The organism is Staphylococcus sp. HMSC063F05, from assembly GCF_001837075.1.
GTDB lineage: Bacteria > Bacillota > Bacilli > Staphylococcales > Staphylococcaceae > Staphylococcus > Staphylococcus epidermidis.
In genome coordinates this window covers 1-14,710 of record NZ_KV831360.1, presented here as the reverse complement: position 1 = coordinate 14,710, position 14,710 = coordinate 1, and the positions used below count along the sequence as shown (strand labels likewise).

The window sequence follows — 14,710 nt, the reverse complement described above, 5'->3', positions numbered from 1 at the left end:
GCGGTAACACGGGTTCGAGTCCCGTAGGAGTCATACAAACAGAAGTGAAATATCGCTTCTGTTTTTTTATTATTATATTCTATCATGGAGAGTTGTCCGAGTTGGCCGAAGGAGCACGCCTGGAAAGTGTGTAGGCGTCACAAGCGTCTCGAGGGTTCGAATCCCTCACTCTCCGTTATTTGTTTGTACCTCGTTAAATCTCGTGAAACAAAACGTTGATTTGACGGGGTTTTGTTATATCTTATTAACTTTCGTTAAACCTCGTAAGTCAAACTAAACGTTCCCGTAACATTCCTCTATATTGTTAAATTGATAAAAACGTCCCCACAAAATTAAATTACGTTCCCGTTCATATTTTCCAATACATTCACTGTTTTTTCTCTTTCTGTCTGCTCTACTTCATCTAATAGATGCGAAATATGTATCCATAGTAGTTTTAATATTTTTGTAACCTAATCTCTTTGAAGTGTAATAGATAGATACGTCATTGAGTAGTAAATAAGAACAATGCGTGTGTCTTATACTATGCAAAGTATATTTACCTATTTTATTTTCTAAACAAAATTTTTGTAACACTTTAGATACAGCATTGTGTGTAATCAATCCTACACCTGTACTGAATAATTGATTTGATAAACTCACTGGCATTTTAGATAATGTTTTTCTTAACATATTCATATCTGCAGCAGGTATATCTACAGTTCTATCTGAAGTTTCTGTTTTCGTTCCTGGTAAGTGTATTGTATTATTTTTATAATCTAAATCACTTCTACTTAGTTTTTGAACTTCTCCAAAGCGACCTCCAGTGACGATTAAAATATAAACAAATACATATGATTGAATAGGGGGATCAGATACATACTTCTTTAAATTTACAAAATTTTCTATGCTCATAAACTTTTCATCTTCTTTTTGTGCAGGTGTCTAGGTAAGATGGTTGGTAAATTAGAGGTGTGACACCTAGAAACGATTTGTTAAATGCTAATATTACCGGACAACTTAATTTAAATTATAGATTAATTTAGTTAGGTTTCATCACTAGTAAAAAAGACATGGACTATATAACTAAGAACATCAACAGTTTTACTAAGAGACTTGCAGAGGCTATCAATGGTAGACAAATAAACGCACTAAAAAGCAACCCATCTAGCAAAAAGATAACTTGGAACTGGGGAGGTACTTTCTACCCTAACGCACCTAAAAGTGGTATTAGAGTTAGAAGGTCGCTAGGTATCAATGGCGCTATTGTTGAAAGTGGCTCGTGATTATACAGAAAGACAGATTGGGTTAAATTCGACCAAGTTATTAAAAAAGATGGATATTGGTGGCACCACTTTAAATATCAAGCACCAGGTTCAAGTAATAAACATTTCTATTGAGCCGTTAGTAAAATTATAAACAAACAACAAAAAATAAAAAATGAGTAATATTGGGGTAAAATAGACTGGAAATGATATAATTAAATTACCAGGTCATTGTACAAGGGTAGTCGCTATGGCTACCTTATTTTTTTATACAAAAAAAGCGACTAAAAAGTCGCTTTTAAAAGTGTTATTTCTTTTTATTAAAATACATTAAAGTGATTATAATTGAATACGTGAAAAGAAATATCATTATAAACATTGCCATGTAATCACCTTTTCCTTATTTACAAATATAGTTGGTTGCACCAGTACAGCCTAGAGAGCTTATCAGACCACAAATTGTAGCTAATGAAAAGCCTCCCCAACCAGTAGTAATACCTAAAGCTGTAGCAGTTGCCCAACAACCTGCAGCTCCACCGGTACCACATAAAGCTCCTACTGCCCATTCACACCAACCACGCTCTTTAGGTGGTAAGTTTTTAGCAGAATCTTTTTCGATTTCATCTTTAGAGGTATGTTTAAAGTTTTTATCGTAGTAATGACCTTTCTGATCTATATTAAATTCATAATAAGGTTTGCCATTTAAAATGCCTTTCATATTAATATATTCTTTATTATTATATTTAACAAATTTTGAATACATCATATGATTGTAGAAAACTTCATTGTTTGCTTCGTTATATTTTAATTCAATCATTGCAAGGTTATCATTCATTTTAGCTAATTTTTTACCAAATACATAGTTAATAGAATATACATTGGTGTTTTTACCTTTATCCAAATGAACAATAATATCGTCATCTTTTATTGAGTCAATAGAAGTTGAATTAGCGTGCTTTTTATAAGCATTAGATTTTTTTATTTTTTTAATAATATTTTGTTTAGTTTTACTATCCACATTACTTTGAGGTTTGCTCACCTCATTATTTGCAGCATTAACGTTTTGAAACCCTGTTGCAACACAAAAACTTGAAATTATTATAATAGATAAAATTGATAGAAATAATTTTCTCATTAGAATTCCTCCTTATTGTGTTCTATACTCATACTATCATTTTAACTAATTAATATAACGATAATTCCTATGTGTTTATTATCATTTCGTAGATGTCGATATCAAAATTTTAACCATTTTACTAAAAGGTATGTTTTTTATTTTGGCAGAAATCTGTAATAGTCTGTTTAAAACATTTTGTATATGTTTCATATCTTTTATAGCAATTGAAATGATTTTATTAGCTGATTTTGTCATAGTACTTCTTAAATGAATAGTACTATTGATTTAATCTATATCGTTATATTGTAATTTTATACCTCTCCAAAAGGTCCACCTGCAGCTATAAGTATAAAAATTGCTAAATATGATAATTCATTTTTACAAGTTGAGAATTATTTTAATTTCCTGTATTCAGTTAAAGACATGAATTTATCTTCTTCTTTTTTTGTAGGTTTCCTTTCATAGATAGGGTCGTTCCAAGTTTGATCACGTTCAATTATTTCCTCATTTAACGCATCTTTAAAAGCTTGTGAAAAGCAATTATTTAATTTTTGAACACTTGCTTTCGTATGTCTTTTTTATGTCCACCAATAATGTGACCTTCTGCATACTCTTTTAACATTTCGCTATATTTGAGTTGTGAAAAATTTTTAATAGCTGTATTGCCAAACTTTTCATCAAAGATATTTAATGCATTATAATAACAGTTTAAAGTTGATTGTGATATTTTGTTCTTTTTATTAATTTTTATACAATCTTGAAAGTTTTCTAGAAACGGTGTTTCAGACGAAATGAGTTGGTTCTTATTTATTTCATTGTATTTAAGTTGCATTGTCTTATACGCTACTTTTTAGTTTTATAACCTCTTTTACGATAGCTCTTATTTTACATCTAAAATCATAAGACCATGTTATATTAATTTTTTCACATTCATTCTCGTTGTTCTTCTCTTGATGCTAAAAAATAGGACGAGAAAGTAACTCGTCCGTAAACTTAATTATCCAAATGCTCAATAGCATATTTTGCTTCTGATTCTGTAAATTTTTCACCGTAGTTAGACACCAAAAGATCGTAAATTGAGTCATTAGACATATGCATATCTTTGGCATATGATTTTGCTTTCTCAAGTGCATTCTTTTCATAATCAGCCTCTAGATGATCTATAGCATATTGTGCATCTTCTTTATCAAATTTTTCTCCATATTCAGATGTTAAAATATCATAAATTCCTAGTTTAGACATGTGAAAATCATCATAATATGACTTTGCCTTTTCAAGCGCAGAGTTCTCCAATCGTGTTGCAGATTCATTTTCTTTTCCAGGTTCTTTAGTATTTTCTTTGGTGGAGTCATAATTAGTTTTTGTTTCTTCTACTGCAGTTTTATGATTTCGCTCGTCTTTATCATTTACATTATTCTCTGTAGTTTCTTTAGTTTCGTTATTTGAATTTGATGTTGCTGGTACAATCATTTGTAGATTACCATAATAGGTAATGCTTGCTAATACGATAACTGAAATTGCAACAGTAATGATTGTTCTTGCAATAGATGGCCACTTGCTAAATTTCCACATGAGAAATAAACCTAGTGGAAAAATGAATAAAAGTGATAAAACTATAAACCATTCTTGTTTGTACCATGATGTCGTTTCTTGTTGCATAAAACGTCCTCCTGTGTATCTATTTGATGAAAAGTAGCAGGTTTAATTTTTAATATATTGAAAAAAGCAAATTTGTATATTTAAGGTTATAGAATCACATTGTTAGAAATAAATGTGTAGTAGGTAAGTTAAAGTAATTACTCAAGTCTTGAAGTGTTTTGCAATCGTGAGCGTTGATTGCTTTTTCAATTTGATTTAAAGAGATTAGTGCGTTAGTTAAATTACTTTTCACATAGTACATAGTAAGTGTTGATGTCTTCTCTCACATAAGAACTTGATGATAATTTACTGTTAACATATAATTCACTACCTAAAATGACTCATTCTAATTTATTTGACATTTCAATATATTTAATATCTATATCATCAATCAACTCCTTATATTGATGCATAATTCTCACTCCTTATTTAGTTTTAGAAATTGCATATTGATTATATTTATAAAATCAACTCCTATATGAAGGTTTAAATTATGCGTAATTTTATATATAAAAAAGAGACGTAATCATACTAAAGTGTAAATTAGTAATATAAGCGTCTCTCTTTATTTATCGCTATTTTTCTTTTGTTTTTATTAATCCATAAAAGCTATAATTTCTCTCATTTCATCTTCAGTAACATCAGGTGTAATATAAGTGATAATTTGATTGTTTTTCATTACGAAGTTTTATTCTGTTAATTTAGTAACATTAAACATTATCAGTTACAGTTTAAATTCTCTTTATTCCTATTGGAATGTTAGAATGAGTGAGTTTTGTAGCTTCATCTATTTCCCTTCAATCTATAGTTTATTATTCGGTGAAATATCTCGGAAAAAGTATTTAACAATTTCGGTACTCATATAAAACCCCATAGTGTTATATAAAGTAATTTAAAAATATAACAAACTAAACGGTGTTACAATATTATATAAATAAAATATATTAAATAATGAATTCATGAGGTGATTCTTTTTGAAAAGAGAACGATTCTTATAAAAATGTATATATAGTTAATAATAGAATGATTGATGAAAATAAATAGAGCACATTATTAATTGAAATGTGATAATGAAAGTTGCGTAGGTTACTAACTTAAAAGCATGATTACATTAAAGACTTATAGTTGACGCATGTAGTCCACATTTTCAATAGGGGATTGACTTTTGGACGTATTACTTTAAGTTGAAAATAACATATTAAGCTCAACTACTGATATTTAATAAGCAAGTAGGTATAATTATACGTGTATATAATTTGGAGGAATGCATTGTGAATTTTTGGTTACAGGAACAAGCTCAATCAAATGGAAATCGATTAGCGATTGTTACAAATCAGTTATCTTTAACGTACGAAGAATTATATCATCGTGCAAAAACAATCGCGGAATATTTAACTTCTTTAAATCAGAAAAGGATTGGTTTATATATAAGCAATGATATTGATTCAGTTGTTTTGATTCATGCTTGTTGGTTAGCTCATATTGAAATAGCTATGATAAATACACGTTTAACGCGACATGAGATGATAAATCAAATGAATTCAGTCGACATAGCAACGATTGTACACACGTTGCCTTTAGAATTAGAAGGGTTTAATTTATATCATTTTAATGATTTAACACAATTAGATAAACATGATGTTTCAGGTTACAAATTTAATTTAGAATCGATTGCATCAATTATGTTTACGTCTGGAACGACGGGACCTCAAAAAGCTGTGCCTCAAACGTTTAATAATCATTTAGCCAGTGCTAAAGGCTGTAAACAAAGTTTAGGATTCGAACAAAATACTGTGTGGCTTTCGGTCTTACCTATATATCATATTTCTGGGCTCAGTGTTATTTTGCGCGCAGTGATAGAAGGATTCACTGTCAGACTTGTTAAAAAGTTTCAAACTGATGATATGTTAACACAAATAAAGACTTATCCAATCACCCATATGTCCCTTGTTCCACAAACGTTAAAGTGGTTAATGGATGCAGGATTGACTCAACCATTTTCTTTAGAAAAAATTCTGCTAGGTGGTGCTAAATTATCACCACAATTAATTGAGCAAGCATTGACTTATCGTTTACCTGTATATAATTCTTTTGGTATGACAGAAACTTGCTCTCAGTTTCTAACAGCCTCACCTCAAATGCTCAAAGAACGTTTCGATACTGTTGGAAAACCAAGTGAAAATGTCGAAGTGAAAATAAAAAATCCCAACGCATATGGACATGGAGAGTTATTAATTAAAGGTGAAAATGTGATGAATGGTTATTTATATCCCAAATATTTAAAAGACACATTTGATAATGATGGGTATTTTCAAACTGGAGATATAGCTGAAATAGATGATGAAGGTTACGTCATAATATATGATCGGCGCAAAGATTTGATTATAAGTGGTGGAGAGAATATTTATCCTTACCAAATTGAAACAATCGCAAAAGACTTTGAAGGCATTGAAGATGCCGTATGTGTAGGAATATCAGATGATACTTGGGGTCAAGTACCAATATTATATTATGTGACAAATCAAGATATTAATCAAACTGAATTAATAGAACATTTTGAGAATCATTTAGCTAGATATAAAATTCCTAAAAAATATTATCAGGTCAAATCTTTACCTTATACATCGACAGGTAAATTACAACGTAAAAAGGTCAAAAGTGAAGACTTGAATGAGGGAAAGAATAATGAAAGTTAAGGCAATCAATCTATATACTTATAAGGAACCTTTTAAATCACCAATTTCAACACCGAAAGTGAAGTTAACGCATCGAGAAAGTTTGTTTACGGAAATAGTAACTTATAGTGGAGAAACTTATTATGGAGAATGTAATGCATTTTTAACTAATTGGTATGATAAAGAAACAATACTCACAGTCGTAAACAGATTAAGACAGTGGATACCGCAAGTACTTCATAAAGATATGACATCTTTTGATTCATGGTTACCTTACCTAAATCAAATGAATGATGCGCCAGCTGCTAGATCAATGGTTGTCATGGCTGTTTATCAAATGTATAACGACTTGCATGATTTTGAAGTACAATACCGTGCTACAGTTAGTGGCTTAACTAATAGTCAAATTGAAACATTATTAGAAACAAGACCGAAACGTATAAAACTTAAATGGTCAACATCACTCATCAAAGATCTTGAAACTATACGTTTATTAAATTTTGATTGTGATATTGCTATAGATGCAAATGAATCATTAACAAAGCCATCATTTTTACAATTAGCCAACGTAAATACATCAGATATTATATATATTGAAGAACCTTTTAAAATTCTAGAAGATTTAAATGATATTGATATGTCTATTTTTCCTAGAATTGCCATCGATGAAAAGGCACTTTCTATAGAAAAAATACAATCAATAATTCAGCAATATCCCATACAAGTCGTCGTGTTAAAACCATTTAGACTTGGGGGAATAGATAGAATGTTAAACGCCATGAAAATTTTGAAAGAAAAAAATATAAGGTTTGTAGTTGGGGGCATGTATGAGTTTGGTCTAAGTAGATATTTTACAGCAATGTTAGCTAAAGAAGGAAGTTATCCGGGTGATATTACGCCACACGGTTATTATTTTTCTAACGATATCGTAGAGACAAGTGGCATATTAAAAGGGGGAATGATTTATTTCACTCCCCCTAAAGTCAAACGTTCTTTACTTAACAAAGTTTAATGATGATGTGTGGTTTTAGAATTTTTATCTTTTTTTAATGGAACAGGATCAAAGCCACCTTTATGCAATGGATGACATTTAAGTATGCGTCGTACACCGAGATAAAGTCCCTTTAGTGCACCATGGTATTCGATGGCTTCTCTAGTGTATTGTGAACATGTTGGATAAAATCGACATGTTGGTGGTGTAAGTGGCGAAATAAAACGTTGATAAAATACAACTAGAGATAATAATATTTTTTTCAACATTGATAAAGGCCTCCAACTAAATATTTAATAATTATATTTTAACACAGGATGAGAGGAAGTGAGGAACGTGGAGTTTGAGGATAAAGATGGAAGGATTGTAACATTGAACTATAAAAATGAAAATGATATGCCTAATGGCAATCACGTTCTTGCAATTCCGGTATACAATAATCAGTTATTATTTACAAACCATCAACATCGTGGGATAGAGTTTCCTGGTGGTAAAGTTGAAATAAGCGAACAAAGTAAAGAAGCAGTAATTAGAGAACTATACGAAGAGACGGGGGCAATCGCAAAATTTATCTATTATTTTGCACAGTATAGTATAAAAATGGAGCATGATGAGCCGTTTATAAAGGACGTTTACTTCGTTGAAGTAAGTCATTTGGAATATGTAGATACCTATTACGAGACTTTAGGCCCTTGTCTTTATCATCAAATTAATGATATTCCTTTAAATAAAAGAAGTTTTTTAATCAATGATAAGGCGATTCTTCATTGTTTGGAAAGGGTGAAAACACTTGGATTTTATTAAGGAAAAGCGCATGCCAATCGAATATGAAACTCATTTTTTTAATGAAGTAACATATCTTGTAGATTATTTAAAAGTCAAGGCTCTGATGATGATTCCGAAAAATAAAAAAGATATCAAACGTATCGTTATATACTTAAGAGGTGGTAAAGGGCAAGTTGGAAGAGTGAGAGCTGCAAGACTTATGCAATTTGCAAATGAATATACTTTAGTTATAGGTCCTTACTATAGAGGAAATAATGGAAGTGAAGGAAGAGATGAATTTTACCGCGGTGATTTAAATGATGTAACGCATTTGATTCGACTTTTAAATCAAAACTATCCTTCTGCATTTATACATATGGTAGGATTTTCACGTGGAGGTCTACAAGGATTACTTACTTTTAATGATTTGCCTGTAGATAGTTATATGATTTGGGGTGGCGTATCTGATATACATTTAATGTATGAAGAACGAGTTGACTTGAGAGGTATGCTACGACGAATGGTTGGACATCCAAAAAAAGATGCGAAAGCTTATAAAAGCAGAGATGCAATGCAATTTATAAAAAAAGATAGTCCTCCTATTCTCATTATTCATGGTGGCAAAGATATTCAAGTTGGAATACATCAAGCTTATGATTTAGAAAAAAAATTAAAATCCAAAGGAATTTATTATCAAACCTATTATCAATTGGATGAAGGTCATGTACCACGACCTCCTGCGATGAGAGACGTAATTCGATATATACATCAATGGATGAACGACGTCGAAAATAAAAATTTAAATATATAGTGACAATGGATTATACAAGTTGATGATAGCAATGTAGATATTAGGAATAATTAGTTATTAAATAAAGAGACTGTTTGAAACTCTAGAAATGTATTATCATATCCAGATATCCTCAAATAAATGTATTATTATTTCCATCGTCATTTAAATAAAAATTTAAGTGCCCGAGATATTAAAAGCTTTCTCAGGCACAATGCTTTTAAATTTAGCGTGATAAATGTGTATATTAATTATTGATTAAATGCACCTTTGTTGGCAATATGTTCAACTTCCTTGCCGAATTTTTTAAAGTTATTATTAAAGCGTTGAATCAAATCGTAAGCTTGTGCTTTGTAGTTATCTTTATTGTTCCAAGCATTGATAGGATTCAGAATAGTTGTAGGTATACTGTCAATCTGAACTGGAATATTTAAGCCAAATGTATCATCTTTAATATATTTAGTATTTTTTAATTTACCTGATATAGCTTGATCTACCATTTCACGAGTATAGTGTAGACTAATTCTTCGCCCTATACCATATTTACCACCTGTCCATCCAGTATTTACTAGATATACATCTACATCATGAATATCGATTAAATTTCCAAGTAAATCAGCGTACTTTGTTGGACTTAAAGGTAAGAATGGTGCACCAAAGCAAGTTGAAAACGAAGGTTGAGGTTCAGTAACACCACGTTCTGTTCCAGCTAGTTTAGACGTGAATCCACTTAAGAAATGATACATTGCTTGATCTTTAGTTAGCTTAGAAATAGGAGGGATAACTCCAAATGCATCAGCGGTTAAGAAAATAATCGTATTCGGATGTGCTGCCTTTGAAGGTGTAACAATATTCTCTATATAGTCAATAGGGTAGGCGGCGCGAGTGTTTTCAGTATAGGTGTTATCATCAAAATCTACCGTACCGTCATCATTTGTAACTGTGTTTTCTAATATTGTTCCGTATTTAATAGCATTATAAATTTGAGGCTCTTTCTGTTTAGATAAATGAATTGCTTTTGCATAACATCCACCCTCAATATTAAAAACGCCATTTTTATTCCAACCATGTTCATCGTCACCAATTAACTTACGTTTTGGATCGGCAGAAAGCGTCGTCTTACCAGTTCCTGATAATCCAAAGAATAGTGCTACATCTCCTTTTTCTCCAACATTAGCTGAACAATGCATACTCATGATATCCTGCATTGGAAGCAAATAGTTCATTACAGAGAAAATACCTTTTTTCATTTCACCAGCATATTCTGTGCCACCAATTAAAATCACTTTATGTTTAAAAGATATAATGACAAATGTTTCACTATGTGTCCCATCTAATTTGGGATTAGCTTTAAAGTGAGGTGCTGAAACAATTGTGAAGTTGGGTTTTATATTTTGAGCTTCATCTATAGATTCTGGACGAATAAACATGTTACGAGCAAATAAATTATGCCAAGCTAATTCATTTATCACCTTAAGTTTAAGACGTGACTCTTTATCGCTCCCTGCATATCCACTAAATATGTAAAGTTCCTCTTTCTGATTTAAATAATCGAGTACTTTATTGTAAAGTTTTAGAAATGTTTCTTCATCCATGGGCTGATTGATATCTCCCCAATTTATATTATCCTTATACGATGGTTCAGTGACTATAAATTTATCTTTAGGTGAACGACCAGTGTACTTACCTGTTTTAACATTTATTGCCCCCAGTTCAGTTAACTCACCCTCATGATTTTTTAAAATTTTTTTGTATAATTGTGTTGATGATAGTTGAAAATGTGATGTAGCTTTTTCTATTAGCTGATTTATCTTAAGTGTTTCTGTGTATGTATCTATAGACATACCCAATCCCTCCATACGATAATTTATGTAAGCCCTTACATTTAGATAGTATAACATACCGATTGAATTTATCCACTTTAAAATAGAAATAGTGACAATGTATAAAATTGACAACATACTTTGAATTAGATATTATTAAGTTTAACGGATTCTCTTATCCTGAGTGGTGGAGGGACATGGACCCAATGAAACCCAGCAACCTCTTTATTTAAAGAAAGGTGCCAAACCGTTTGCAGACAAATATGGTCTGAACGATAAGAGCGAATGGACGTTTAAGAGCCTTCTCTCTATCTATATAGTGAAGAAGGCTCTTTTATTTAGCTCTCATATTTAAAGAGAATTTTCGTAATTTATTTAAAGGAGAAAATGATGACATACAATAAACGATTATTTACCTCAGAATCAGTTACTGAAGGCCATCCTGATAAAATTGCTGACCAAGTTTCAGATGCCATTCTTGATGAAATATTAAAGGATGATCCCAATGCTCGTGTAGCATGTGAAACAACAGTAACAACAGGAATGGCACTTATTTCTGGAGAAATCTCAACAACTACTTATGTAGATATTCCTAAAGTGGTGAGAGAAACGATTAAAGATATTGGTTATACTAGAGCAAAATATGGTTATGATTCACAAACAATGGCAGTGTTAACTGCGATTGATGAACAGTCTCCTGATATTGCACAGGGTGTAGACAAAGCTCTTGAGTATCGAAATGATATTTCTGAAGAAGAAATTGAAGCAACAGGTGCAGGTGACCAAGGATTAATGTTTGGATATGCAACTGATGAAACTGATACGTATATGCCTCTACCTATATTCCTGTCGCATCAACTTGCTAAACGATTGGCTGATGTACGAAAAGATGAAATTTTAGATTATCTTCGTCCAGATGGAAAAGTACAGGTGACTGTTGAATATGGTGAAGATGACAAACCTAGACGTATTGATACCATTGTAGTTTCTACACAACATGCTGAAGATGTAGAGTTAGCACAAATTGAAAAAGACATTAAAACGCATGTTATTTACCCAACTGTAGATAAAGCTTTATTAGATGATGAAACTAAATTTTACATTAACCCGACTGGACGTTTCGTTATTGGAGGACCTCAAGGAGATGCTGGTTTAACTGGACGTAAAATTATAGTTGATACGTATGGTGGTTATGCCCGTCATGGTGGAGGTTGTTTTAGTGGTAAAGATCCTACTAAAGTAGATCGTTCAGCAGCTTATGCAGCAAGATATGTAGCTAAAAATATTGTTGCAGCTGGTTTAGCTAAACAATGTGAAGTACAACTTGCATATGCAATTGGTGTAGCAGAACCCGTTTCCATTTCAATTAATACGTTTGATACTGGAAAGGTTTCAGAAGCACGTTTAGTTGAAGCTGTAAGAAAGCATTTTGATTTAAGACCAGCAGGTATCATTAAAATGTTAGACTTAAAACAACCGATATATAGACAAACAGCAGCGTATGGTCATTTTGGACGTACAGACGTATTGTTACCATGGGAAAAATTAGATAAAGTCAATGTTTTAAAAGATGCTGTTGAAATTCAATGACTTGTAAAATAGAAAATAAATAATTATAAAATATATGTCGAAAATAAGCCTTTTTTCTATTATAATTAGAGTTATTGAAACTGATAAAGGAGCGTTGTTTTAATGGATTTTTCTTCACCGACAGTAATTGGCTTAATTGTTGCAATACTTGTGGCTGTTTTATTCTTTATACTCTTCTTAATAGCGAACCATAGTAAGAAGAAAGTGAAGAATCAAACAGAAGCACATTATAAAGAAAAAGAACAACATCTAAAAGAATCTCATGAAGAAGCTTTAGAAAAAGAGAGAGTTGAGAATAAAAAAGTTGTTACAAAACAAAAAGAAGATTTTGACGTGACAGTTAGTAACAAAAATCGTGAAATTGATGCGTTGAAACTATTCTCAAAAAATCATAGTGAATATGTTACAGATATGCGATTAATTGGTATTCGTGAGAGACTAGTAAATGAAAAGAGAATACGCCCTGAAGATATGCATATTATGGCAAATATTTTCTTGCCTAGTAATGAGTTAACTAATATTGAACGTGTGAGTCATCTTGTACTTACACGAACTGGCTTATATATAATTGATTCTCAATTATTAAAAGGCCATGTTTATAATGGTATTAGTGGTGCGCAATTTAAAGAATTACCTACGATGTCACAAGTTTTTGACACGCTCGACTTAGATTCATCACAGCCACAGACATTGGTCTTAGATCAAAATGAAGATCAACATTCATTATCTTTTGTTAATTATTCAGATAAGATTAAACATATTGAAAAATTAGCAGGAGATTTACAAAATGAATTGAATACCAAATATACGCCTACATCAATACTGTATTTTAATCCTAAAAAGGATAATGATGTTACAATTTCTCATTATACGCAGTCATCAAATGTTAAAGTTTTAGTTGGTCCTGAACAATTAGATGAATTCTTCAACAAGTTTGTTTTCCATGGACGCATACAGTACAATGTGGATGATTTACAAGATATCATGGATAAAATCGAGTCATTCAATTAAATTATTAAAGAAATACTTTATTTTTCATATGAGTGCTTATTATAGTCTTCAAAACAATTACTACAAATTAATTGTTTTGAAGGCTTTTTTGATTTGATAGTATTACTTTTTTAAATAGTAAAAATAGGGTATGTATTACTAGTAAACTTTTCAATTACAATGATTAAAGGAGAGATTATATGGAGACGGTTCAATTTTATAACGGAAGAACAATGCCGAAAATAGGGCTCGGAACTTATAGAGTAAAAGATGGCGATGAATGTAGAGAATCTGTAAAATATGCTATCGAACAAGGTTATAGAAGTATAGATACGGCAATGATTTATGGTAACGAAGAAACGGTAGGTCAAGGTATTAAAGAAGGATTAGAATCGACTGGTTTAAGTCGTGAAGATTTATTTATAACTTCTAAATTATGGCTAACTGATTTTGGACGTCAAAATGTGGAAGATGCCTATCGACAATCTGTTGCAAAATTAGGACTGGATTATTTAGATTTATATCTGATGCATTGGCCAGGTACAAATGAAGCGGTAATGATTGATACTTGGAGAGGTATGGAAGACTTGTATAAACAAAATCAGGTGAAAAATATTGGTGTGAGCAATTTTACTCCAGAACATTTTGAAGCATTGCTTGCCCAAGTTTCTATTAAACCGGTCATTAACCAAGTAGAATTTCATCCTTATTTAACACAAAATGAATTACGAAAGTATTTAGAAGCTCAAAATATTATCATGGAATCATGGTCTCCATTAATGAATTCACAAATTCTCCATGATGAAGTCATAAATGAAGTAGCTAATGAAGTAGGAAAAACTCCAGCCCAAGTTGTAATAAGATGGAATATTCAGCACGATGTTGTTGTTATACCTAAATCCGTAACACCACATCGCATAGAAGAAAATTTAGACGTATGGAATTTTGAATTAAGCGACAACCAAATGGAAAGAATCGATCAATTAAATCAAGATAAAAGAATTGGACCTAACCCTCTTGAATTTAACGGTAAGTAAATCAATAGTAAAATGAGGTTGGGATATAATTCCTAGCAAAATAGCCAGTA

The 14,710-nt window shown here is 31.3% G+C and carries 14 protein-coding genes, 1 tRNA gene and 1 riboswitch; of the genes, 9 read left to right on the top strand and 6 right to left on the bottom strand.

Annotated elements, in window-relative coordinates; translation table 11 throughout:
* Positions 1–86 precede the first annotated feature (86 nt).
* Positions 87–175, top strand: a tRNA-Ser gene (locus tag HMPREF2576_RS09595).
* Positions 176–399: 224 nt separating this feature from the next.
* Here the strand turns inward: HMPREF2576_RS09595 and HMPREF2576_RS09590 are convergent.
* Entirely contained in the window at positions 400–894 is a 495-nt protein-coding gene (locus tag HMPREF2576_RS09590) for a site-specific integrase (protein ID WP_070856421.1), read from the bottom strand.
* A gap of 158 nt (positions 895–1,052) precedes the next feature.
* Between HMPREF2576_RS09590 and HMPREF2576_RS11920 the strand changes: the two genes are divergently transcribed.
* Positions 1,053–1,265, top strand: a complete 213-nt coding sequence (locus tag HMPREF2576_RS11920) for a hypothetical protein (protein WP_002456423.1) — start codon at positions 1,053–1,055, stop codon at positions 1,263–1,265.
* Positions 1,266–1,644: 379 nt separating this feature from the next.
* Here HMPREF2576_RS11920 and HMPREF2576_RS09585 read toward each other — a convergent pair whose 3' ends face one another.
* The 3 genes from HMPREF2576_RS09585 to HMPREF2576_RS09575 all read right to left on the bottom strand — a co-directional run bounded on the left by HMPREF2576_RS09585 (position 1,645) and on the right by HMPREF2576_RS09575 (position 4,020).
* Positions 1,645–2,379, bottom strand: a complete 735-nt coding sequence (locus HMPREF2576_RS09585; RefSeq protein ID WP_002456424.1) for a halocin C8 precursor-like protein — start codon at positions 2,377–2,379, stop codon at positions 1,645–1,647.
* A 526-nt stretch (positions 2,380–2,905) separates the two neighbouring features.
* Positions 2,906–3,193 (bottom strand): hypothetical protein, encoded by a 288-nt coding sequence (locus HMPREF2576_RS09580; protein ID WP_002456426.1) that lies wholly within the window; start codon positions 3,191–3,193, stop codon positions 2,906–2,908.
* A 161-nt stretch (positions 3,194–3,354) separates the two neighbouring features.
* Complete coding sequence (locus tag HMPREF2576_RS09575; RefSeq protein WP_002456427.1) at positions 3,355–4,020, bottom strand: Ltp family lipoprotein; 666 nt, start codon at positions 4,018–4,020, stop codon at positions 3,355–3,357.
* A 1,250-nt stretch (positions 4,021–5,270) separates the two neighbouring features.
* On the opposite strand from HMPREF2576_RS09575, the gene menE reads away from it, so the two are divergent.
* Both menE and menC read left to right on the top strand, forming a co-directional pair.
* Positions 5,271–6,695, top strand: a complete 1,425-nt coding sequence (gene menE / locus HMPREF2576_RS09570; RefSeq protein WP_002456429.1) for an o-succinylbenzoate--CoA ligase — start codon at positions 5,271–5,273, stop codon at positions 6,693–6,695.
* On the top strand, positions 6,685–7,686 hold the full coding sequence (gene menC / locus HMPREF2576_RS09565) for an o-succinylbenzoate synthase (RefSeq protein WP_070856419.1): 1,002 nt from the start codon (positions 6,685–6,687) through the stop codon (positions 7,684–7,686). Before menE ends, menC begins: the two co-directional genes overlap by 11 nt.
* On the opposite strand, the gene yidD is transcribed toward menC, so the two are convergent.
* Positions 7,683–7,931, bottom strand: coding sequence for a membrane protein insertion efficiency factor YidD (yidD, locus tag HMPREF2576_RS09560; protein WP_002457867.1), 249 nt, complete (start codon positions 7,929–7,931; stop codon positions 7,683–7,685). The two genes, menC and yidD, sit on opposite strands and share 4 nt — an antisense overlap.
* A 70-nt stretch (positions 7,932–8,001) precedes the next feature.
* On the opposite strand from yidD, the gene ytkD reads away from it, so the two are divergent.
* Positions 8,002–8,469, top strand: a complete 468-nt coding sequence (gene ytkD, locus HMPREF2576_RS09555; protein WP_002468782.1) for an RNA deprotection pyrophosphohydrolase — start codon at positions 8,002–8,004, stop codon at positions 8,467–8,469.
* Positions 8,456–9,241: an alpha/beta hydrolase family protein gene (locus HMPREF2576_RS09550; RefSeq protein ID WP_002456431.1), complete on the top strand. Its 786-nt coding sequence runs from the start codon at positions 8,456–8,458 to the stop codon at positions 9,239–9,241. The genes ytkD and HMPREF2576_RS09550 overlap by 14 nt, the downstream gene beginning before the upstream one ends.
* Positions 9,242–9,471: 230 nt before the next feature.
* Here HMPREF2576_RS09550 and pckA read toward each other — a convergent pair whose 3' ends face one another.
* Positions 9,472–11,064, bottom strand: coding sequence for a phosphoenolpyruvate carboxykinase (ATP) (pckA, locus tag HMPREF2576_RS09545; RefSeq protein ID WP_001832979.1), 1,593 nt, complete (start codon positions 11,062–11,064; stop codon positions 9,472–9,474).
* Between the two features lie 151 nt (positions 11,065–11,215).
* Positions 11,216–11,325, top strand: a riboswitch (SAM riboswitch).
* A gap of 108 nt (positions 11,326–11,433) precedes the next feature.
* Between pckA and metK the strand changes: the two genes are divergently transcribed.
* The 3 genes from metK to HMPREF2576_RS09530 all read left to right on the top strand — a co-directional run bounded on the left by metK (position 11,434) and on the right by HMPREF2576_RS09530 (position 14,660).
* Complete coding sequence (gene metK, locus HMPREF2576_RS09540; RefSeq protein WP_001829830.1) at positions 11,434–12,633, top strand: methionine adenosyltransferase; 1,200 nt, start codon at positions 11,434–11,436, stop codon at positions 12,631–12,633.
* Positions 12,634–12,735: 102 nt separating this feature from the next.
* The gene (locus tag HMPREF2576_RS09535) at positions 12,736–13,644 is read left to right on the top strand and encodes a hypothetical protein (protein ID WP_002468818.1); all 909 of its coding nucleotides are present in this window, start codon (positions 12,736–12,738) and stop codon (positions 13,642–13,644) included.
* 179 nt (positions 13,645–13,823) lie between these two features.
* Positions 13,824–14,660: an aldo/keto reductase gene (locus HMPREF2576_RS09530; RefSeq protein ID WP_002456435.1), complete on the top strand. Its 837-nt coding sequence runs from the start codon at positions 13,824–13,826 to the stop codon at positions 14,658–14,660.
* Positions 14,661–14,710: the final 50 nt, after the last annotated feature.